Origin of the sequence: Bacillus paralicheniformis (genome assembly GCF_001042485.2) — a bacterium.
Taxonomy (GTDB): domain Bacteria; phylum Bacillota; class Bacilli; order Bacillales; family Bacillaceae; genus Bacillus; species Bacillus paralicheniformis.
This window is the reverse complement of the sequence record NZ_LBMN02000016.1, coordinates 13,764-27,691: the sequence shown is the minus strand read 5'-3', so window position 1 is coordinate 27,691 and position 13,928 is coordinate 13,764. Positions and strand designations below refer to the sequence as shown.

Genomic DNA, 13,928 nt, shown 5'->3' with positions numbered 1-13,928 from the left:
CATGAGGAAAATCGGGATTTTTGGAGGGACATTTGATCCTCCGCACAACGGGCATTTATTAATGGCAAATGAAGTCCTGTATAAACTGGATCTTGATGAAATTTGGTTCATGCCCAACCAAATTCCGCCGCATAAACAAAAAAACTCGTTTTCGTTAAGTATGCACAGGGCGGAAATGCTGAAGCTCGCTATATCGGGGAAAGAGAAATTTAAATTGGAGACGATCGAACTTGAAAGGGAAGGCCCTTCTTATACATTTGATACCGTTCGCCTGCTGAAAGACCGATATCCAAACGATGAGTTTTACTTTATTATCGGCGCGGATATGGTAGAATACCTGCCGAAATGGTCAAACATTGACAAGCTTGTCAACATGATTCAATTTGTCGGAGTGAAGCGGCCCGGCTTTCAAATTGAGACGCCGTATCCGCTCGTTTTTGTCGATGTGCCTATTTTTGAAGTGTCATCATCTTTACTTAGGGACCGCATTAAAAATCAGCAGCCGACAGATTATTTAATCCCTGACGAAGTGAAGGTCTATGTGAAGGAGAATCATCTATATGAAACGTGAGGAAGCCTTAGCCTGCGTGCAAGAACAGCTGACAGAACAGCGCTACATCCATACGGTCGGCGTAATGGAGACGGCTGTAAAACTTGCCGAACGGTTTGGCGCAGATGTGAAAAAAGCCGAAATCGCCGCGATATTTCATGACTATGCCAAATTTCGCCCGAAAGAGGAAATGAAACAAATCATCCTCGACGGAGGCGGGCCGCTTGAAGTGCTCGATTTTCATCATGAACTATGGCATGCGCCGGCAGGAGCAACGCTTGTCAAAACAGAGGTTGGAATTACGGATGAAGACATCCTGTCAGCCATTCGATTCCATACATCTGGAAAGCCGAATATGACTCTTCTTGAGAAAGTGATTTATGTAGCGGATTATATCGAGCCGGGCCGCCGTTTTCCAGGGGTTGAAGAGGTTCGGACTCTAGCTGAAGAAGATTTGGATTTGGCCCTTATCCAGGCATTGAAAAATACGATTACCTTTTTAATTTCAAAAAATCAGGCCGTTTATCCGGAAACGGTCGCCACATATAATGCTTTAGTAAACGATAGACATTAGGAGGAATTACTGAATGGATCAAGCTTCAATTTTAAAAATTGCCGCAGAGGCCTGCGATGATAAACGGGCGGAAGATATTATCGCCTTGAATATGCAGGGGATTTCCCTCGTGGCTGATTATTTTCTGATTTGCCACGGGAATTCTGACAAACAGGTTCAGGCCATTGCCCGGGAAATTAAGGATCAAGCTGAAGAAAATGGAATCGACGTGAAGAAAATGGAGGGCTTTGACGAAGCCAGATGGGTTTTGATCGATTTGGGCGATGTCGTTGTCCACGTTTTCCACAAAGAGGAACGAGGCTATTACAACCTTGAAAAGCTGTGGGGAGACGCGCCGACTGAAGACCTTTCGTTCGGAGTTAATGAATGATCTATAAAGGATTTTCTGGTATTTATGACAAGCTGATGTCTCACGCTCCTTACGATGAGTGGGTCAGCTGGATTGAAAAAACGATCGGTGCACAGCAGAAAGAACGTATACGGATACTTGATCTGGCGTGCGGAACGGGTGAAATATCGGTCCGCTTGGCTGAAAAAGGCTACGATGTCACAGGAATCGATATCAGCGAAGATATGCTTGCCCAGGCTCAGTACAAAGCAGCCGTCCGGCAGCTCGATATTCAGTTCTTTCAGCAGGATATGCGCGAACTTGCCGGGCATGGGCAAGAGTTTGACGCGGTTGTGATCTGCTGTGACTCGCTGAATTATCTAAAGAGCGAAAAAGACGTTTTCAATACTTTTAAAAACGTTTTTTCTCTATTAAAAGAAGGCGGGCTTCTTCTGTTTGATGTTCATTCCATTTACAAAATGGATGTCGTTTTTCCGGGAAGTACGTATGCCGATCAGGATGAAGAAGTCAGCGTCATTTGGCAAAGCTATGCGGGGGATGAGCCTCATTCAGCTGTTCACGATTTGACCTTCTTCGTAGAAAGCGGAGGCGTATACGAAAGGTTTGATGAATCGCATGAACAGCGGACTTTCCAGACGGAAAAGTATATCAGCTTATTGCGGCAAGCCGGATTTGAGGTGCAGTGCGTGACTGCCGATTTTTCAAAATTGGAGCCTGGCGCAGAGTCGGAACGTCATTTTTATACAGCGAAAAAAACAAAAACCATCGTTTAATCGTAACGATGGTTTTTCATAATGCATTTTTCCTTTGTTGAGATCTCAGCGCATTCGTGAAACAATGAATCAAACGGAAAATTGCTTCTTGACTAGAGCGATATCTTCTTCATACTTCAAATGGGTGTTTCGGAACATCTGGCGGAACATATCCTGAACGCCGCTTTCCAGCGCCTTAATTCCCTCACCGGTTACACCGCCTTTAACGCACACCTTTTCCTGCAGGGCGGGCAATGTGTAATGCCCTGTTTCGAGCAGCCTTCCCAAACCTACCAGCATTTCTGTCGTCATTAAAATCGCGTCTTCTTTTGATACGGAGGTTTCTTCGACAGCGGCCTGAATAAACTCCTGAACCAAATAACTGACAAAGGCGGGGCCGCAGCTGACAATGTCTGAGGCGACCCTCGTAATCCCGCTTTCGATTTCAAGAGGGATTGAGATCTTGCTCACTAAAGCCGTCAATTTTTCTTTTGCCCCAGCTGTGCAGCTTTCTCCGAAAGTCAATAATGACACGCCAGACAACGCTCTGTTCGTAATGCTCGGGATCACTCTTGCCGCCTGGCAGGAGACGATGGCTTCCAGCTGTTCGACCTGCACCGGACTCGTAATGGTGACCACAATCTGATCGCGGGTGAAGACGGGTGAGAGCCGCTTTAGCAAAGGATAAATATCCAGCGGCTTTACACAGATAAACACGGCATCACTTTCCGTGATCACTTCTTCCGGCCGTTCTGCAACCTGAATGTCTGGGAATCGTTTTTTTATGTTTAACGCTTTGTCGATCGTTCGGTTAGTAATTGTTAAAGATGAGGGAATGACCGCTCTGGATTCAATCAACGCCTCAATTAAAATGGTCCCCATATTTCCTGTCCCGATAAAGCCGATATTCAATCGTTCTCCCCTCCTTTGAACCTGTATCTTTTAAACGATATGAAGGCTTCAGTCAAAATATGTATGAAAGCAGGTGAGCAGTTTGACAGATTGGCTAAAACAATATAAATGGCATGCGGCGGGAGGAGTGGCACTCGTCTTGATCATCAGCGCGGCCTTCATGCTGTTAAGCGGAAAGCGCGAAACTTCATCCGACATTTCCATTCCTGAAGAGGCTTCTGCACAGACTTTTGACAAGAAAGAGGAAGTGAAGCTGAAAAAAAACGCGGGGGAAGAGGAGGTTATCATCGATTTGAAAGGCGCTGTGAAAAATCCGGGCGTCTATCAAATGAAGGAGGGAGACAGGGTGCACGATGCATTGAAAAAAGCAGGCGGCACCGAGAAAAAAGCGGACCAAAAGCAAATTAATCTGGCGGCCGTTTTGCGGGACGGTATGGTTCTTTACATTCCATTTGAAGGGGAAGAGGCCGCTGGCTCTCTTTCGGAAGCGGACTCAAGAGCAGACGGCAGCTCAGGTGATATCGTCAATATCAATACGGCTTCCTCTGAGGAGCTTCAGACGATTCCCGGGATCGGTCCTTCAAAAGCGGAAGCGGTAATCGAATACCGTGAGGAGAACGGAATGTTTCAGACGATTGAAGACATAACAAACGTTTCGGGAATTGGAGAGAAGTCTTTTGAAAGAATAAAATCTTCAATCACGGTAAAGTAAATTGACGTTTGCGGATAAACATATGTAAACTTAGGGAAGTCGACATCGTATTTTTGGAGGGAAAACAAGTGGAACGGATTTCTTGGGATCAATATTTTATGGCGCAAAGCCATTTGCTGGCGCTTCGCAGCACGTGTACAAGGCTTGCTGTAGGGGCGACGATTGTCAGGGATAAACGAATTATCGCAGGGGGCTACAACGGATCGATCGCCGGAGGTGTTCACTGTGCGGATGAAGGCTGCTATATGGTGGACGGGCATTGCATCAGAACGATTCACGCCGAGATGAACGCGATTCTTCAGTGTGCAAAATTCGGCGTTCCGACCGAAGGCGCTGAAATATATGTCACGCATTTTCCGTGCATTCAATGCTGTAAATCGATCATTCAGGCAGGTATTAAAACGATATACTATGCGAAGGATTACAAAAACCATCCTTACGCGGTTGAACTTTTCGATCAGGCTTCTGTTAAAGTGGAACAGGTAGAGCTCGATGAGATGATTATCGACTTAAAAAACCAGGAAAAGTTATCGTTTGTGGCCGATCTGATCAAACAGCTGGCTGATAAAGGCCTTGAGGAAGAGGAAATCAGGAAAATACACGCAGAGGCCAACAAACTGTTTACAAGCTACGTGTAATTCAATGGACAGACATCGCATCTTCCCGTGCGGAGCGATTTCAGCGGCAGCCGGAATCGCCTCCGCTCACTCTTCTCTTTATCTCTTCCTCGCCGTCGGTTTTTTTCTGTTCTTTATCCTCTGTTTCTTCAACAAACAAATGCTCCTTTTCATCATATGTGCAGCGATTTGTATTTTATATTTCACTTCTTTTTACATGATCGACCATTTCAATACAACGATTTATCATGAAGGCAAATTTCACACGCTCGCTTCTGTTCGGGATATCCCCATAATGGACGGAGACCGGCTTTCATTCACAGCCGAAACAGATAAGGGGGAAGCTTTGAAAGCGGGCTATACGATCCGGTCTCCGCAAGAAAAACGGGCGCTCTCCGCTCTTCAGCCGGGAAGCATCTGTGTCATGCAAGGTGAATTAAGAGCGCCGAAAAAAGAGACGGTTTCTGGAACTTTTGATCAAAAAGAATCCTTGTATCAAAAAGGGATTCACTGGATATTTGCGGTTCAGTCCATTGAAAACTGCAAGCCGGGCGGCGGCCTTATGCCATTTCTATTGAACATCCGAAAAGCGGGCCTTGATTTTACAGAAGAAAATATGGCGAACCCGGCTGCCGGTATTGTAAGAGCGCTTACTTTCGGTGACCGGTTTCTCATTGAACAAGATGTACTGGACGGCTATCAGCGCCTTGGGATCATTCACCTTTTAGCGATTTCCGGGCTTCATGTCGGTCTGTTGTCGGCCGCTCTGTTCCACGTATTTATTCGCTTCGGTTTGACAAGAGAATGCGCCAAATGGCTGCTCGTTTTCGGGCTGCCCGTTGCGGCAGTTTTGACCGGAGGCGCCCCGTCGGTAGTGAGGGCGGTTCTCATGTCTGAAATCTATCTGCTGGCATCACTGTCTAAAAAGAACTTCAAAAGCGCCGATGTGATCAGCCTCGCCTGCCTCGGACTGCTGCTGTATCATCCTTATCTGCTATTTCAAGCCGGATTTCAGCTTTCTTTTGCCGTATCCTTCGTTTTCATTCTTTCAAAAGAAATATTGAACAAGCCGAAAAGCCGAATCTCTCAGCTGCTATTGGGGTCATTTTTGGCTCAGCTCGCTTCCCTTCCTATTCTGCTTATTCATTTTCAAGAGTTTTCATTTCTCAGCACAGTAATGAATCTGCTTTTCATACCTCTCTATATTTTTATCATCATGCCGCTGTCTTTCGGAAGCCTGTTGGCTTTCATATGTTTTCGTCCCCTGGGGGAGGCGGCAGCCTGTGTGCTGGACCGTCTGCTTGTGTGGAGCCATCAGGCTGTTAAAGCGGTGTCTGCCGCAGATGTTTTCGTTTTTTCTGCGGTTAAACCGCCGGATATTTTGTTGTTTTTCTACTTCGCAGCTATTTTTCTGTTTTTGCTGTTTCTTGAAAAAGAGATGTCGTTTCGTGCGGTTATGATTTCGTCCGGCTTCCTTGCCGCTGTGTTTGCTATTCACTTATATCTTCCTCAGTTTGCAGGAGAAGGAGAGGTCACAATGCTTGATATCGGCCAAGGTGACAGCATGTATGTCAGCGCTCCCGGTCAGAATGGCACCGTCTTCATTGATACGGGAGGAACCGTATCCTTCCGGAAAGAGCAGTGGAGAAAGCGGAAAAAGGATTTTTCCCTGGGAGAGAGCGTATTAATGCCATTTCTGGCATCCAAAGGAGTCAAGAAGCTCGATGCTTTAATTTTGACTCATGCTGATCAGGATCATATTGGTGAAGCTCAAGTGCTGATCCAAAAACATAAAGTCAAGCAATTGATCGTGCCGAAAGGCTTCGCAGCCGAACCGTCTGATGAAAAGCTGCTTCGCCTTGCCTTGAAAGAAGGCGTCAAGGTGCATGTAGCCAAAAGAGGTGACATCCTTCATATTGGCAATCTTGAATTTTATGTTCTTTCACCGAAAGAGGCGGACAAAAACAGCAAAAACAACGGTTCCCTCGTATTGTGGATGAAAGCGGGCGAATTTTCATGGCTGTTAACGGGCGATTTGGAGAAAGAAGGTGAAAATGAGATCATGAAAGTGTATCCGAATCTTAAAGCGGATATTCTGAAAGTCGGTCACCATGGAAGCAAAGGTTCTACGGGGGAAGATCTGATTAAGCAAATTGAGCCGAAAGCAGCCATCATTTCGGCGGGAGAGCACAACCGCTACGGCCATCCCCACGGGGAAGTGCTGGATATCTTAAACCGCCACCATGTGAAGGTATTCAGAACGGATCGGCACGGTTCGATTCAGTACCTATTTCGAGGCGGAAACGGAACGTTTTTGCTTCATCCCCCATATGATAAAGTACATTCCCCGCAAGAAAAAAAGACTGCTGAAAAACAGCAGCCGTCAAAAAGCCGCTTGCCTGACGGAGAGTAAAGCGGTGTCCATGACTTGGCTTGATTAAGCGGCCAGATGTATAACAGTAGCGATAATAAACATTGTAGCGAAAAAGCCAAAAGACACGATAAAACCGACACCTGAATCTACAAGATCGTTACGTTTGCTTTGCACGTCTTTTTCAAATTCATTCACAATTTACCCCTCCTATTGATATCCAGTATAATTCAATTCTTTGCAAAAATCTAGGAGCTTCATGCAACCGTTTTCTAAAATTTATGAACATCGTCTTCTATAAACTGACCCGGGGGTTTATGGAAGGCGTTTATTATAAATGAGAGAGCGGGTGACTCCGCTTCTCTCTTTACTAATTGCAAAACACGCTTTAGGATAGAAAGGAAGGATGAAAGAGGGGAAAATGCAGATGACGGTATTTGATATTTGGAAAAGCTTAAAAAAAGGCGATATTCATCCTGTTTATTGTTTATACGGGAAAGAGACGTATCTTCTGCAGGAGACGGTTCAAAGGATCAGACAAGCCGTTGTTGATGAAGAGACAAAGGATTTCAACCTTTCCGTATTTGATCTGGAAGAAGAGGCATTGGACCTTGCTGTTGAAGATGCTGAAACTTTTCCGTTTATGGGGGAGAAGCGTCTTGTTGTTGCGAAAAACCCGTCTTTTTTAACAGCTGAAAAAAAGAAAGATAAAACGGAGCATAACCTCGGGAGCCTGGAGGATTATATTGTGCAGCCGGCGCCTTATTCTGTTTTTGTGCTGCTCGCTCCTTATGAAAAGCTTGATGAGAGGAAAAAGCTGACCAAGCTCTTGAAAAAACACGCCCATATGGTTGAAGCAAAAGAACTGAACGGCCGGGAAACGGCTGATTTTATCGCAGGGCTTGCAAAATCAGAGGGGAAGCTCATAGAACGAGAAGCGGCGGAGGAGCTTGTCATCCTGTGTAATGCCAGCCTGTCGGCCATTGCCCAAGAGGTGAAAAAGCTTAGTACATATATTGGTGATCGGGATTCGATCACGCTTGAAGACGTCAAAAAGCTCGTTGCCAGAGGTCTCGAGCAGAACATTTTTGAATTGATCAACAAGGTTGTGAACCGGAAGCGTACAGAAGCGCTGCAGATTTTCTATGATCTGTTAAAGCAAAATGAAGAACCGATCAAAATGATGGCGCTGATCGCAAACCAGTTCAGGCTTTTGATGCAGACGAAATACTTTTCGCAGCAGGGGTACGGGCAAAAGCAAATCGCCTCAAACCTCAAAGTTCACCCGTTCAGGGTGAAGCTCGCGATCGACCAGGCGAGGCTGTTTTCTGAAGAAGAGCTGAAAAGCATCATCGAGCATCTCGCCGTTATGGATTATGAAATGAAGACAGGCAAAAAAGACAAGCAGCTCCTGCTTGAGCTGTTTTTGCTCAAGCTTTTGCAGTCCGATTGAAAAAACGGCTCTCTAATTTTAAGAGAGCCGTTAGGCTGTCGAGAAAATCTCGACAGCCTTTTCAGTTATCCTTATTTCTTTTTCCATTTACCTTCATAATCGGCAAGCTTCACCCTTAGGTGATAAAACATGCTTTGCATATCGCTTCGCTTCGGCTTTGAGGATATTGTCATTAGGATTGTGAGATGCAAAAGCCGGAAGAAACGTGCCATGACATCGGATAATAGTACCCTCAATCGGCCGTAAATACTCTTCTACAGTGAACATATTGCGGCCCCCAACGCGATATTCTTCTTCCGCTCCGCCTGTTGTCGTAGCAATCATGAATTCTTTGCCTTTCAAGTTTTCGCCTCCGGGGCCGTGCGCCCAGCCGTATGTCAGCACATCATCAAACCATTTTTTCAAAAGAGGCGGACAGCTGAACCAATAAAATGGGAACTGAAGAACGATCCGGTCATATTCAAGTAATAATCGCTGTTCTTTTTCAACATCGATACTCCAATTTTGATACTCCTGATACAGATCACGAATAAAGATATCAGGATGATTTTTCAATTCGTTCATTAGTGCCTTGTTCCATTTGGACTCCCTCAGATTTGGGTGTGCTGCAATTACCATTATGTTCATAAACATCTTCCTTTACTGTTTGTTGTTTTCCTTGAACCTTTGTTCGTCCCAATTATTACGAATATTTTTGGCATTGCAAAGTACGCTTTTTTTTCGTACATAGTCCTTTAAATCGTACGATTGCGGTGAAAGAACTTTTTTATGGTAGTACGGTAAACCGTACTATGTATGTAAAATAAGAGTACTACCGCGAATCAGAATGATATGGTAACGTAACTGATATCACGAATACCGAATCGGGAGTTGACAAAGATGAAGTCAAAAGTACAGGAAATGAAGACGACGGAAGGTATAATCATAACTTTGGCGGCCATAGGAGGAAAATGGAAGCCGCTGATCCTGTTCGTATTACTTCATGAAGGCACCAAACGCTTCGGAGAGCTGAGGCGGATGCTCCCTGGGGTTACACAAGGGATGCTGACCAACCAGCTTAGGGAGCTCGAACATGATGGTCTCGTCAAACGGCAAGTTTATCAGGAAATCCCTCCGAAGGTCGAATATAGTTTAACCGGGCACGGAAAAACGTTGGCGCCGGTGTTGACTGATATGTGCAGCTGGGGATATAAGCATCTCGACTTTGTGAAGCAATTGAGTGATGAAGAGGAATGAGTTTGGCCCAAAAGTCTTTACAACAATGGGGACCTTCATGATTTATGTCTATTTCGCTTCAGTCCGGGGCATTGTTTTTGGGGCGCTTCCCTTTCTTTACTCAAAACGTGTTTCACTTTGATGCCCGCTCCAGTTACTCACAGGTTATAAGTAAAACCATCCTTGCTAAACCGTTATGACGATCCGGGAACCAGTTGGAGCTTCGATTTCTGAAACCGACGATTTCGCAGCCTTTCTTTTTCCGGGAGATAGTTTAACGAGTTTCGGTGTATCCTGAATATGAACAGCAGAGGCCAAACATAGCAAAGGGGCACGATTGCAAAAAAAGAAAAGATAAAATCGGAAACATTGAAATGTGCGGAAAAGGAGAAATGTAAAAATGACAAAGAATTTAAGGACTTGCAGCAAAGGACACGAATATTATAAAAGCAGTGATTGTCCTGTTTGCCCGATTTGTGAGCAACAGCGCAAACCTGACAACGGATTTCTTTCATTGCTCTCTGCGCCAGCCAGACGAGCTTTGGAACACAATGGAATAACTTCTTTGCAGGATCTGTCAAAATACAGCGAAAAAGAGATTTTGAAATTTCACGGTATGGGACCGGCATCTTTGCCTAAATTGCGAGTTGCTTTGAAGGAAAAAGGGTTATCATTTAAAAGTTAAACACCATGAATAATTATACTTGTACATAGCAAGGGAACTTCCTTTTTTGGAAGTTCCCTTGCTATGTATAAAAATCAACAATATTTAGCACAAAAAATAGCGCCGTGCGAGTGAACATAGCTGACAGGTGGAAGGAAAGCTCTTCCCCTTGATAAGTCTTATACGCTATTTCATTTCATGTCCAGTTTACTCAATCCGCGAATATTTCGCTTCGGCACGGGTTCAGGCTTGACGCAAAAAAAGGTCGGACCCCAGAGCATTCCCTTTTCCGCAGAGCCTACCCATGGCTGGATTTTTGCAATGCAGCGCATCGCGCACATTGTCATGTTGATTTTCTTCCGCCAGCGGACCGCGCGGTTTTTACGATTTATCGGCGGTCTGACGGCTTCTCATTTAAGAGAGCCGTTTTTTTGACGGCAAGCAAAAAAGCTTGGCATGGCCAAGCTTTCTATTATGCAGAAAGTCCGTTCACTTTTTTCGCTAGGTTTGATTTGTAACGAGCTGCGGTGTTTTTGTGGACAAGACCTTTTTTAGCTGCTTTATCGATTTTCTTTGCTGCTGCAGAAAGAGCTGCTTTCGCTTTGTCTGCTTCGTTGTTGCTTACGAAAGTTTCAACTTGTTTCATAGCAGTGCGCATTGAAGATTTGATTGTTGCGTTGTGCGCGCGGCGCTCGTTGTTTGTTTTTGTGCGTTTGATCGCTGATTTAATGTTTGGCAATGTGTTTCACCTCCTAAGACATAACCTCTGTTCCTTTTCTATAGGTTAGATCTCAACAATAGAACAAATTGTATTCTATCAAACACACCCTTAGATTGCAATATAAATGTAAAGTATTTTTATTTGAAAGCTCCGCTTCGCGGGAATGTTTGCAGACCTTGTGGGCACACTAACACCAGTTATGTTTTTGGAGGGAATGCAAATATGGAGAAAAAGAAGCTTGATTTAAGTCAATATGCAGTCCGGACAGACTTAGCCGTGGAAGCGAGGGATCTGGCAGAGGAAAAGGAAGCTTCTCCAAAGAAAGAGCTGAAAGGGTTTACAGTCAAAGAATACGAAAAAGACGGGATCAAAATTCAGACAATGGACATTGATGAAGAAGGAGCGAAGCTGTCGGGGAAAAAAGCCGGCCGCTATTTAACCTTTGAAACACAAGGGATCAGACAGCAGGATTCCGTATTGCAGGAAAAAGTCGTCAATGTGTTCGCGAAGGAATTTTCCGCATTTCTCGATTATTTGAACATTCCGCGGGATGCCAGCTGCTTAATTGTAGGGCTCGGCAACTGGAATGTCACGCCTGACTCGCTCGGCCCCCTAGTGACGGAGAACCTTCTCGTGACGAGGCACCTTTTTCAGCTGCAGCCCGAAAATGTAGAGGATGGCTACCGTCCGGTGAGCGCGCTTTCCCCGGGAGTCATGGGCTTGACCGGAATTGAAACGAGCGACATTATCCAAGGGGTAATCGATCGCTCAAAGCCCGATTTTGTCATTGCCATTGATGCGCTGGCATCAAGAGGGATCGAGCGTGTGAATTCTACCATTCAAATTTCAGACAGCGGGATACACCCCGGGTCTGGGGTGGGGAATAAAAGAAAAGAGTTAAGCAAGGATACGCTTGGCATTCCGGTCATCGCCATCGGTGTTCCGACGGTGGTCGATGCCGTCACGATCACGAGTGATACGATTGATTATATGCTGAAGCATTTTGGAAGAGAGATGAGAGATGACAGTCCGTCCAGGTCGCTCGTTCCCGCGGGGATGAGCTTTGGGAAAAGAAAGGTCCTCACCGAAGAAGACCTTCCCGATGAGGAGCACCGCAAATCGTTTCTCGGTATAGTCGGAGGCCTCGCAGAGGATGAAAAAAGGCAGCTGATCCATGAAGTCCTCGCTCCGCTCGGCCATAACTTAATGGTGACCCCAAAAGAGGTCGATACCTTTATCGATGATATGGCAAATGTGATTGCGAACGGTCTGAACACAGCGCTTCATGAAAATGTCTCGCAGGACAATAAAGGAATGTATAACCACTAAGATCAAGGCGGCTGACCAGGCCGCTTTTTTTCGTGCTTATAGCATTGCCGGAACTTGTTCTACTTCCTCTATCTTGTACATAGTCTATTTACTAGACAAGCTCTGGAGGGATTTGCGATGAGAAAAAGAGGCAGGAATCGTCAGTTTGTGCTGGCTGTAAATGGAAGAAATGCGGTTAAGACAGTATTCTTATTTATCGTCAGCCTGCTGCTCGTTTTTATTTTATCAGGCGTGCTGACATCGCTGCGTCCTGAGTTAAGGCCGTCTTCATCGTTGTACCGGGTGACTGATGAACTGGCGGGCGAGACCTTTGGGCTCATTTTGGGAATGGAAAACCACTACTTCGCATCAGAATTGCCGGAACCGAATAAACGCTTTGAGCTTTCTCCCATCGTCTTGAAACTGGCGACCAGCATTAATTTAAAAGATCCGCGAAGTTTTCTCGGGCGGGAGCTTCCGGGCTTCTCTCATTTTGACTCGGAAATCCTCATTGCAGGGCAAGGGACGGATTACACGAATATGCCGTCAGAATCTCCGCCGCCGACAGAGGTCTTAAAAGAGGAGAGAGAAGCGAATCTTGCAGAGCTTGAAGGGAAGCAGAAAAAGAAAACAGGGGAGGAAAAACCCCCTGAACAATCGACGGGCGGCCGAAAAGTCGTATTTATCTACAATACGCACAATACGGAATCGTATCTCCCCTTTTTAAAAGGTGAGACGGAACCTAATCGGGCGATTCATTCGAAAGCAAATGTTACGCTTGTCAGCGATATGCTCGCAAATGCGATGAAATCGCAGGGTGTCGGGGCAATGGTGGATAAAACCGATTTTCAGGCGAATTTGCGGAAAAAAGGCTGGGCCTATGCCCGTTCCTATGATGAATCAAGGCCGGCCGTTAAAGAGGCGATGGCTCAAAACAAAGATTTACAGTATTTTATCGATATTCACAGGGATTCGCAGCGGAAGAAAGCGACAACCGCAACTGTCAAAGGAAAAAGCTATGCACGTGTTGCATTTGTGCTCGGCAAGAAGAGCTCTAATTTCGAATCGAACTTAAAGCTGGCAAAAGAACTGCATGAACGGCTGGAAAAAAAATATCCCGGTTTGAGCCGCGGTGTTATATCTAAGGGAGCTGCCGGGGATAATGGCATATATAATCAGGATTTAAACGAAAGATCCGTCTTAATCGAATTTGGCGGCGTAGATAATAACCGCGAAGAGCTGGAGCGGGCTGCGGAAGCGATGGCGGATGTATTCAGCGAGATGTACTGGAATGCTGAAAAAGTTGATGCAGACACCGGTGAAGACGATAAGAAAAAACAATAGGACAGGTGATGGAAGTGGCTTCTTTTATGGGAAAATGCATATTGGCTTGCGCTGTCATGTTTTTCGGCGTCCTTCTCGGCATGCAGCAGGCGAACAACGGAATGATTGAAATGAAAGGGTATCAGGACCCTGATTTAAAAGCGGCGCTCAGCATATCTGAAGGGGATGCGAAAGAGGCGTCAGTCCTCGGCCATCAAATCGATTTGGAGGAAAAACAAAAAGAGCTGGAACAGCTGGAAGCTTTCAACATCTTTTCCTCGGCCGGCCGCGCCCTGGCCGATTCGGTCACAAACACAGCCCGTTCATTGTATGACTGGATAAAGGAAAAAACGGAATAAGTAAAAGAAAAAACGAGCCGGATGGAGGACTCGTTTTTTCTTTTTCGG

The 13,928-nt window shown here is 45.5% G+C and carries 17 protein-coding genes; 13 read left to right on the top strand and 4 right to left on the bottom strand.

The window, feature by feature from the left end; all coding sequences use genetic code 11:
* Window position 1: 1 nt before the first annotated feature.
* Genes ACH97_RS12255 through ACH97_RS12240 form a run of 4 tightly spaced genes read left to right on the top strand, consistent with a single transcriptional unit; the run spans window position 2 to window position 2,246 of the window.
* On the top strand, window positions 2-571 hold the full coding sequence (locus ACH97_RS12255) for a nicotinate-nucleotide adenylyltransferase (protein ID WP_020452279.1): 570 nt from the start codon (window positions 2-4) through the stop codon (window positions 569-571).
* On the top strand, window positions 561-1,124 hold the full coding sequence (gene yqeK, locus ACH97_RS12250) for a bis(5'-nucleosyl)-tetraphosphatase (symmetrical) YqeK (protein ID WP_020452278.1): 564 nt from the start codon (window positions 561-563) through the stop codon (window positions 1,122-1,124). The genes ACH97_RS12255 and yqeK overlap by 11 nt, the downstream gene beginning before the upstream one ends.
* A 13-nt stretch (window positions 1,125-1,137) precedes the next feature.
* Complete coding sequence (gene rsfS, locus ACH97_RS12245; protein ID WP_020452277.1) at window positions 1,138-1,494, top strand: ribosome silencing factor; 357 nt, start codon at window positions 1,138-1,140, stop codon at window positions 1,492-1,494.
* Window positions 1,491-2,246: a class I SAM-dependent DNA methyltransferase gene (locus tag ACH97_RS12240; protein ID WP_020452276.1), complete on the top strand. Its 756-nt coding sequence runs from the start codon at window positions 1,491-1,493 to the stop codon at window positions 2,244-2,246. The genes rsfS and ACH97_RS12240 overlap by 4 nt, the downstream gene beginning before the upstream one ends.
* Before the next feature lie 69 nt (window positions 2,247-2,315).
* Here ACH97_RS12240 and comER read toward each other — a convergent pair whose 3' ends face one another.
* Window positions 2,316-3,137, bottom strand: coding sequence for a late competence protein ComER (gene comER, locus ACH97_RS12235; RefSeq protein ID WP_020452275.1), 822 nt, complete (start codon window positions 3,135-3,137; stop codon window positions 2,316-2,318).
* Between the two features lie 82 nt (window positions 3,138-3,219).
* Between comER and ACH97_RS12230 the strand changes: the two genes are divergently transcribed.
* From ACH97_RS12230 to ACH97_RS12220, 3 genes are all read left to right on the top strand, one after another.
* Window positions 3,220-3,849, top strand: coding sequence for a helix-hairpin-helix domain-containing protein (locus ACH97_RS12230; RefSeq protein ID WP_020452274.1), 630 nt, complete (start codon window positions 3,220-3,222; stop codon window positions 3,847-3,849).
* Between the two features lie 68 nt (window positions 3,850-3,917).
* Window positions 3,918-4,487 carry a ComE operon protein 2 gene (locus tag ACH97_RS12225; protein WP_020452273.1) on the top strand — a complete coding sequence of 190 codons (570 nt, stop codon included), beginning with the start codon at window positions 3,918-3,920 and terminating at the stop codon, window positions 4,485-4,487.
* Window positions 4,488-4,491: 4 nt separating this feature from the next.
* Window positions 4,492-6,879: a DNA internalization-related competence protein ComEC/Rec2 gene (locus tag ACH97_RS12220; protein WP_041817260.1), complete on the top strand. Its 2,388-nt coding sequence runs from the start codon at window positions 4,492-4,494 to the stop codon at window positions 6,877-6,879.
* Between the two features lie 24 nt (window positions 6,880-6,903).
* Here ACH97_RS12220 and ACH97_RS22900 read toward each other — a convergent pair whose 3' ends face one another.
* Entirely contained in the window at window positions 6,904-7,035 is a 132-nt protein-coding gene (locus ACH97_RS22900; protein ID WP_003183686.1) for a YqzM family protein, read from the bottom strand.
* A 229-nt stretch (window positions 7,036-7,264) separates the two neighbouring features.
* On the opposite strand from ACH97_RS22900, the gene holA reads away from it, so the two are divergent.
* Window positions 7,265-8,290 carry a DNA polymerase III subunit delta gene (holA, locus tag ACH97_RS12215; protein WP_020452271.1) on the top strand — a complete coding sequence of 342 codons (1,026 nt, stop codon included), beginning with the start codon at window positions 7,265-7,267 and terminating at the stop codon, window positions 8,288-8,290.
* Window positions 8,291-8,383: 93 nt separating this feature from the next.
* On the opposite strand, the gene ACH97_RS12210 is transcribed toward holA, so the two are convergent.
* Window positions 8,384-8,917 (bottom strand): NAD(P)H-dependent oxidoreductase, encoded by a 534-nt coding sequence (locus ACH97_RS12210; protein WP_020452270.1) that lies wholly within the window; start codon window positions 8,915-8,917, stop codon window positions 8,384-8,386.
* A 252-nt stretch (window positions 8,918-9,169) separates the two neighbouring features.
* On the opposite strand from ACH97_RS12210, the gene ACH97_RS12205 reads away from it, so the two are divergent.
* Both ACH97_RS12205 and ACH97_RS12200 read left to right on the top strand, forming a co-directional pair.
* Window positions 9,170-9,526: a winged helix-turn-helix transcriptional regulator gene (locus ACH97_RS12205; protein WP_020452269.1), complete on the top strand. Its 357-nt coding sequence runs from the start codon at window positions 9,170-9,172 to the stop codon at window positions 9,524-9,526.
* Window positions 9,527-9,905: 379 nt separating this feature from the next.
* Window positions 9,906-10,190 (top strand): RNA polymerase alpha subunit C-terminal domain-containing protein, encoded by a 285-nt coding sequence (locus ACH97_RS12200; protein ID WP_020452268.1) that lies wholly within the window; start codon window positions 9,906-9,908, stop codon window positions 10,188-10,190.
* A gap of 451 nt (window positions 10,191-10,641) precedes the next feature.
* Here the strand turns inward: ACH97_RS12200 and rpsT are convergent, their stop codons facing one another.
* Window positions 10,642-10,908 (bottom strand): 30S ribosomal protein S20, encoded by a 267-nt coding sequence (rpsT, locus tag ACH97_RS12190; protein WP_020452267.1) that lies wholly within the window; start codon window positions 10,906-10,908, stop codon window positions 10,642-10,644.
* A gap of 204 nt (window positions 10,909-11,112) precedes the next feature.
* On the opposite strand from rpsT, the gene gpr reads away from it, so the two are divergent.
* The 3 genes from gpr to ACH97_RS12175 all read left to right on the top strand — a co-directional run bounded on the left by gpr (window position 11,113) and on the right by ACH97_RS12175 (window position 13,880).
* Window positions 11,113-12,219, top strand: a complete 1,107-nt coding sequence (gpr, locus tag ACH97_RS12185) for a GPR endopeptidase (RefSeq protein ID WP_050820711.1) — start codon at window positions 11,113-11,115, stop codon at window positions 12,217-12,219.
* A 117-nt stretch (window positions 12,220-12,336) separates the two neighbouring features.
* The gene (gene spoIIP, locus ACH97_RS12180; protein ID WP_048350771.1) at window positions 12,337-13,542 is read left to right on the top strand and encodes a stage II sporulation protein P; all 1,206 of its coding nucleotides are present in this window, start codon (window positions 12,337-12,339) and stop codon (window positions 13,540-13,542) included.
* A 14-nt stretch (window positions 13,543-13,556) separates the two neighbouring features.
* Complete coding sequence (locus ACH97_RS12175; RefSeq protein ID WP_048350770.1) at window positions 13,557-13,880, top strand: YqxA family protein; 324 nt, start codon at window positions 13,557-13,559, stop codon at window positions 13,878-13,880.
* Window positions 13,881-13,928: the final 48 nt, after the last annotated feature.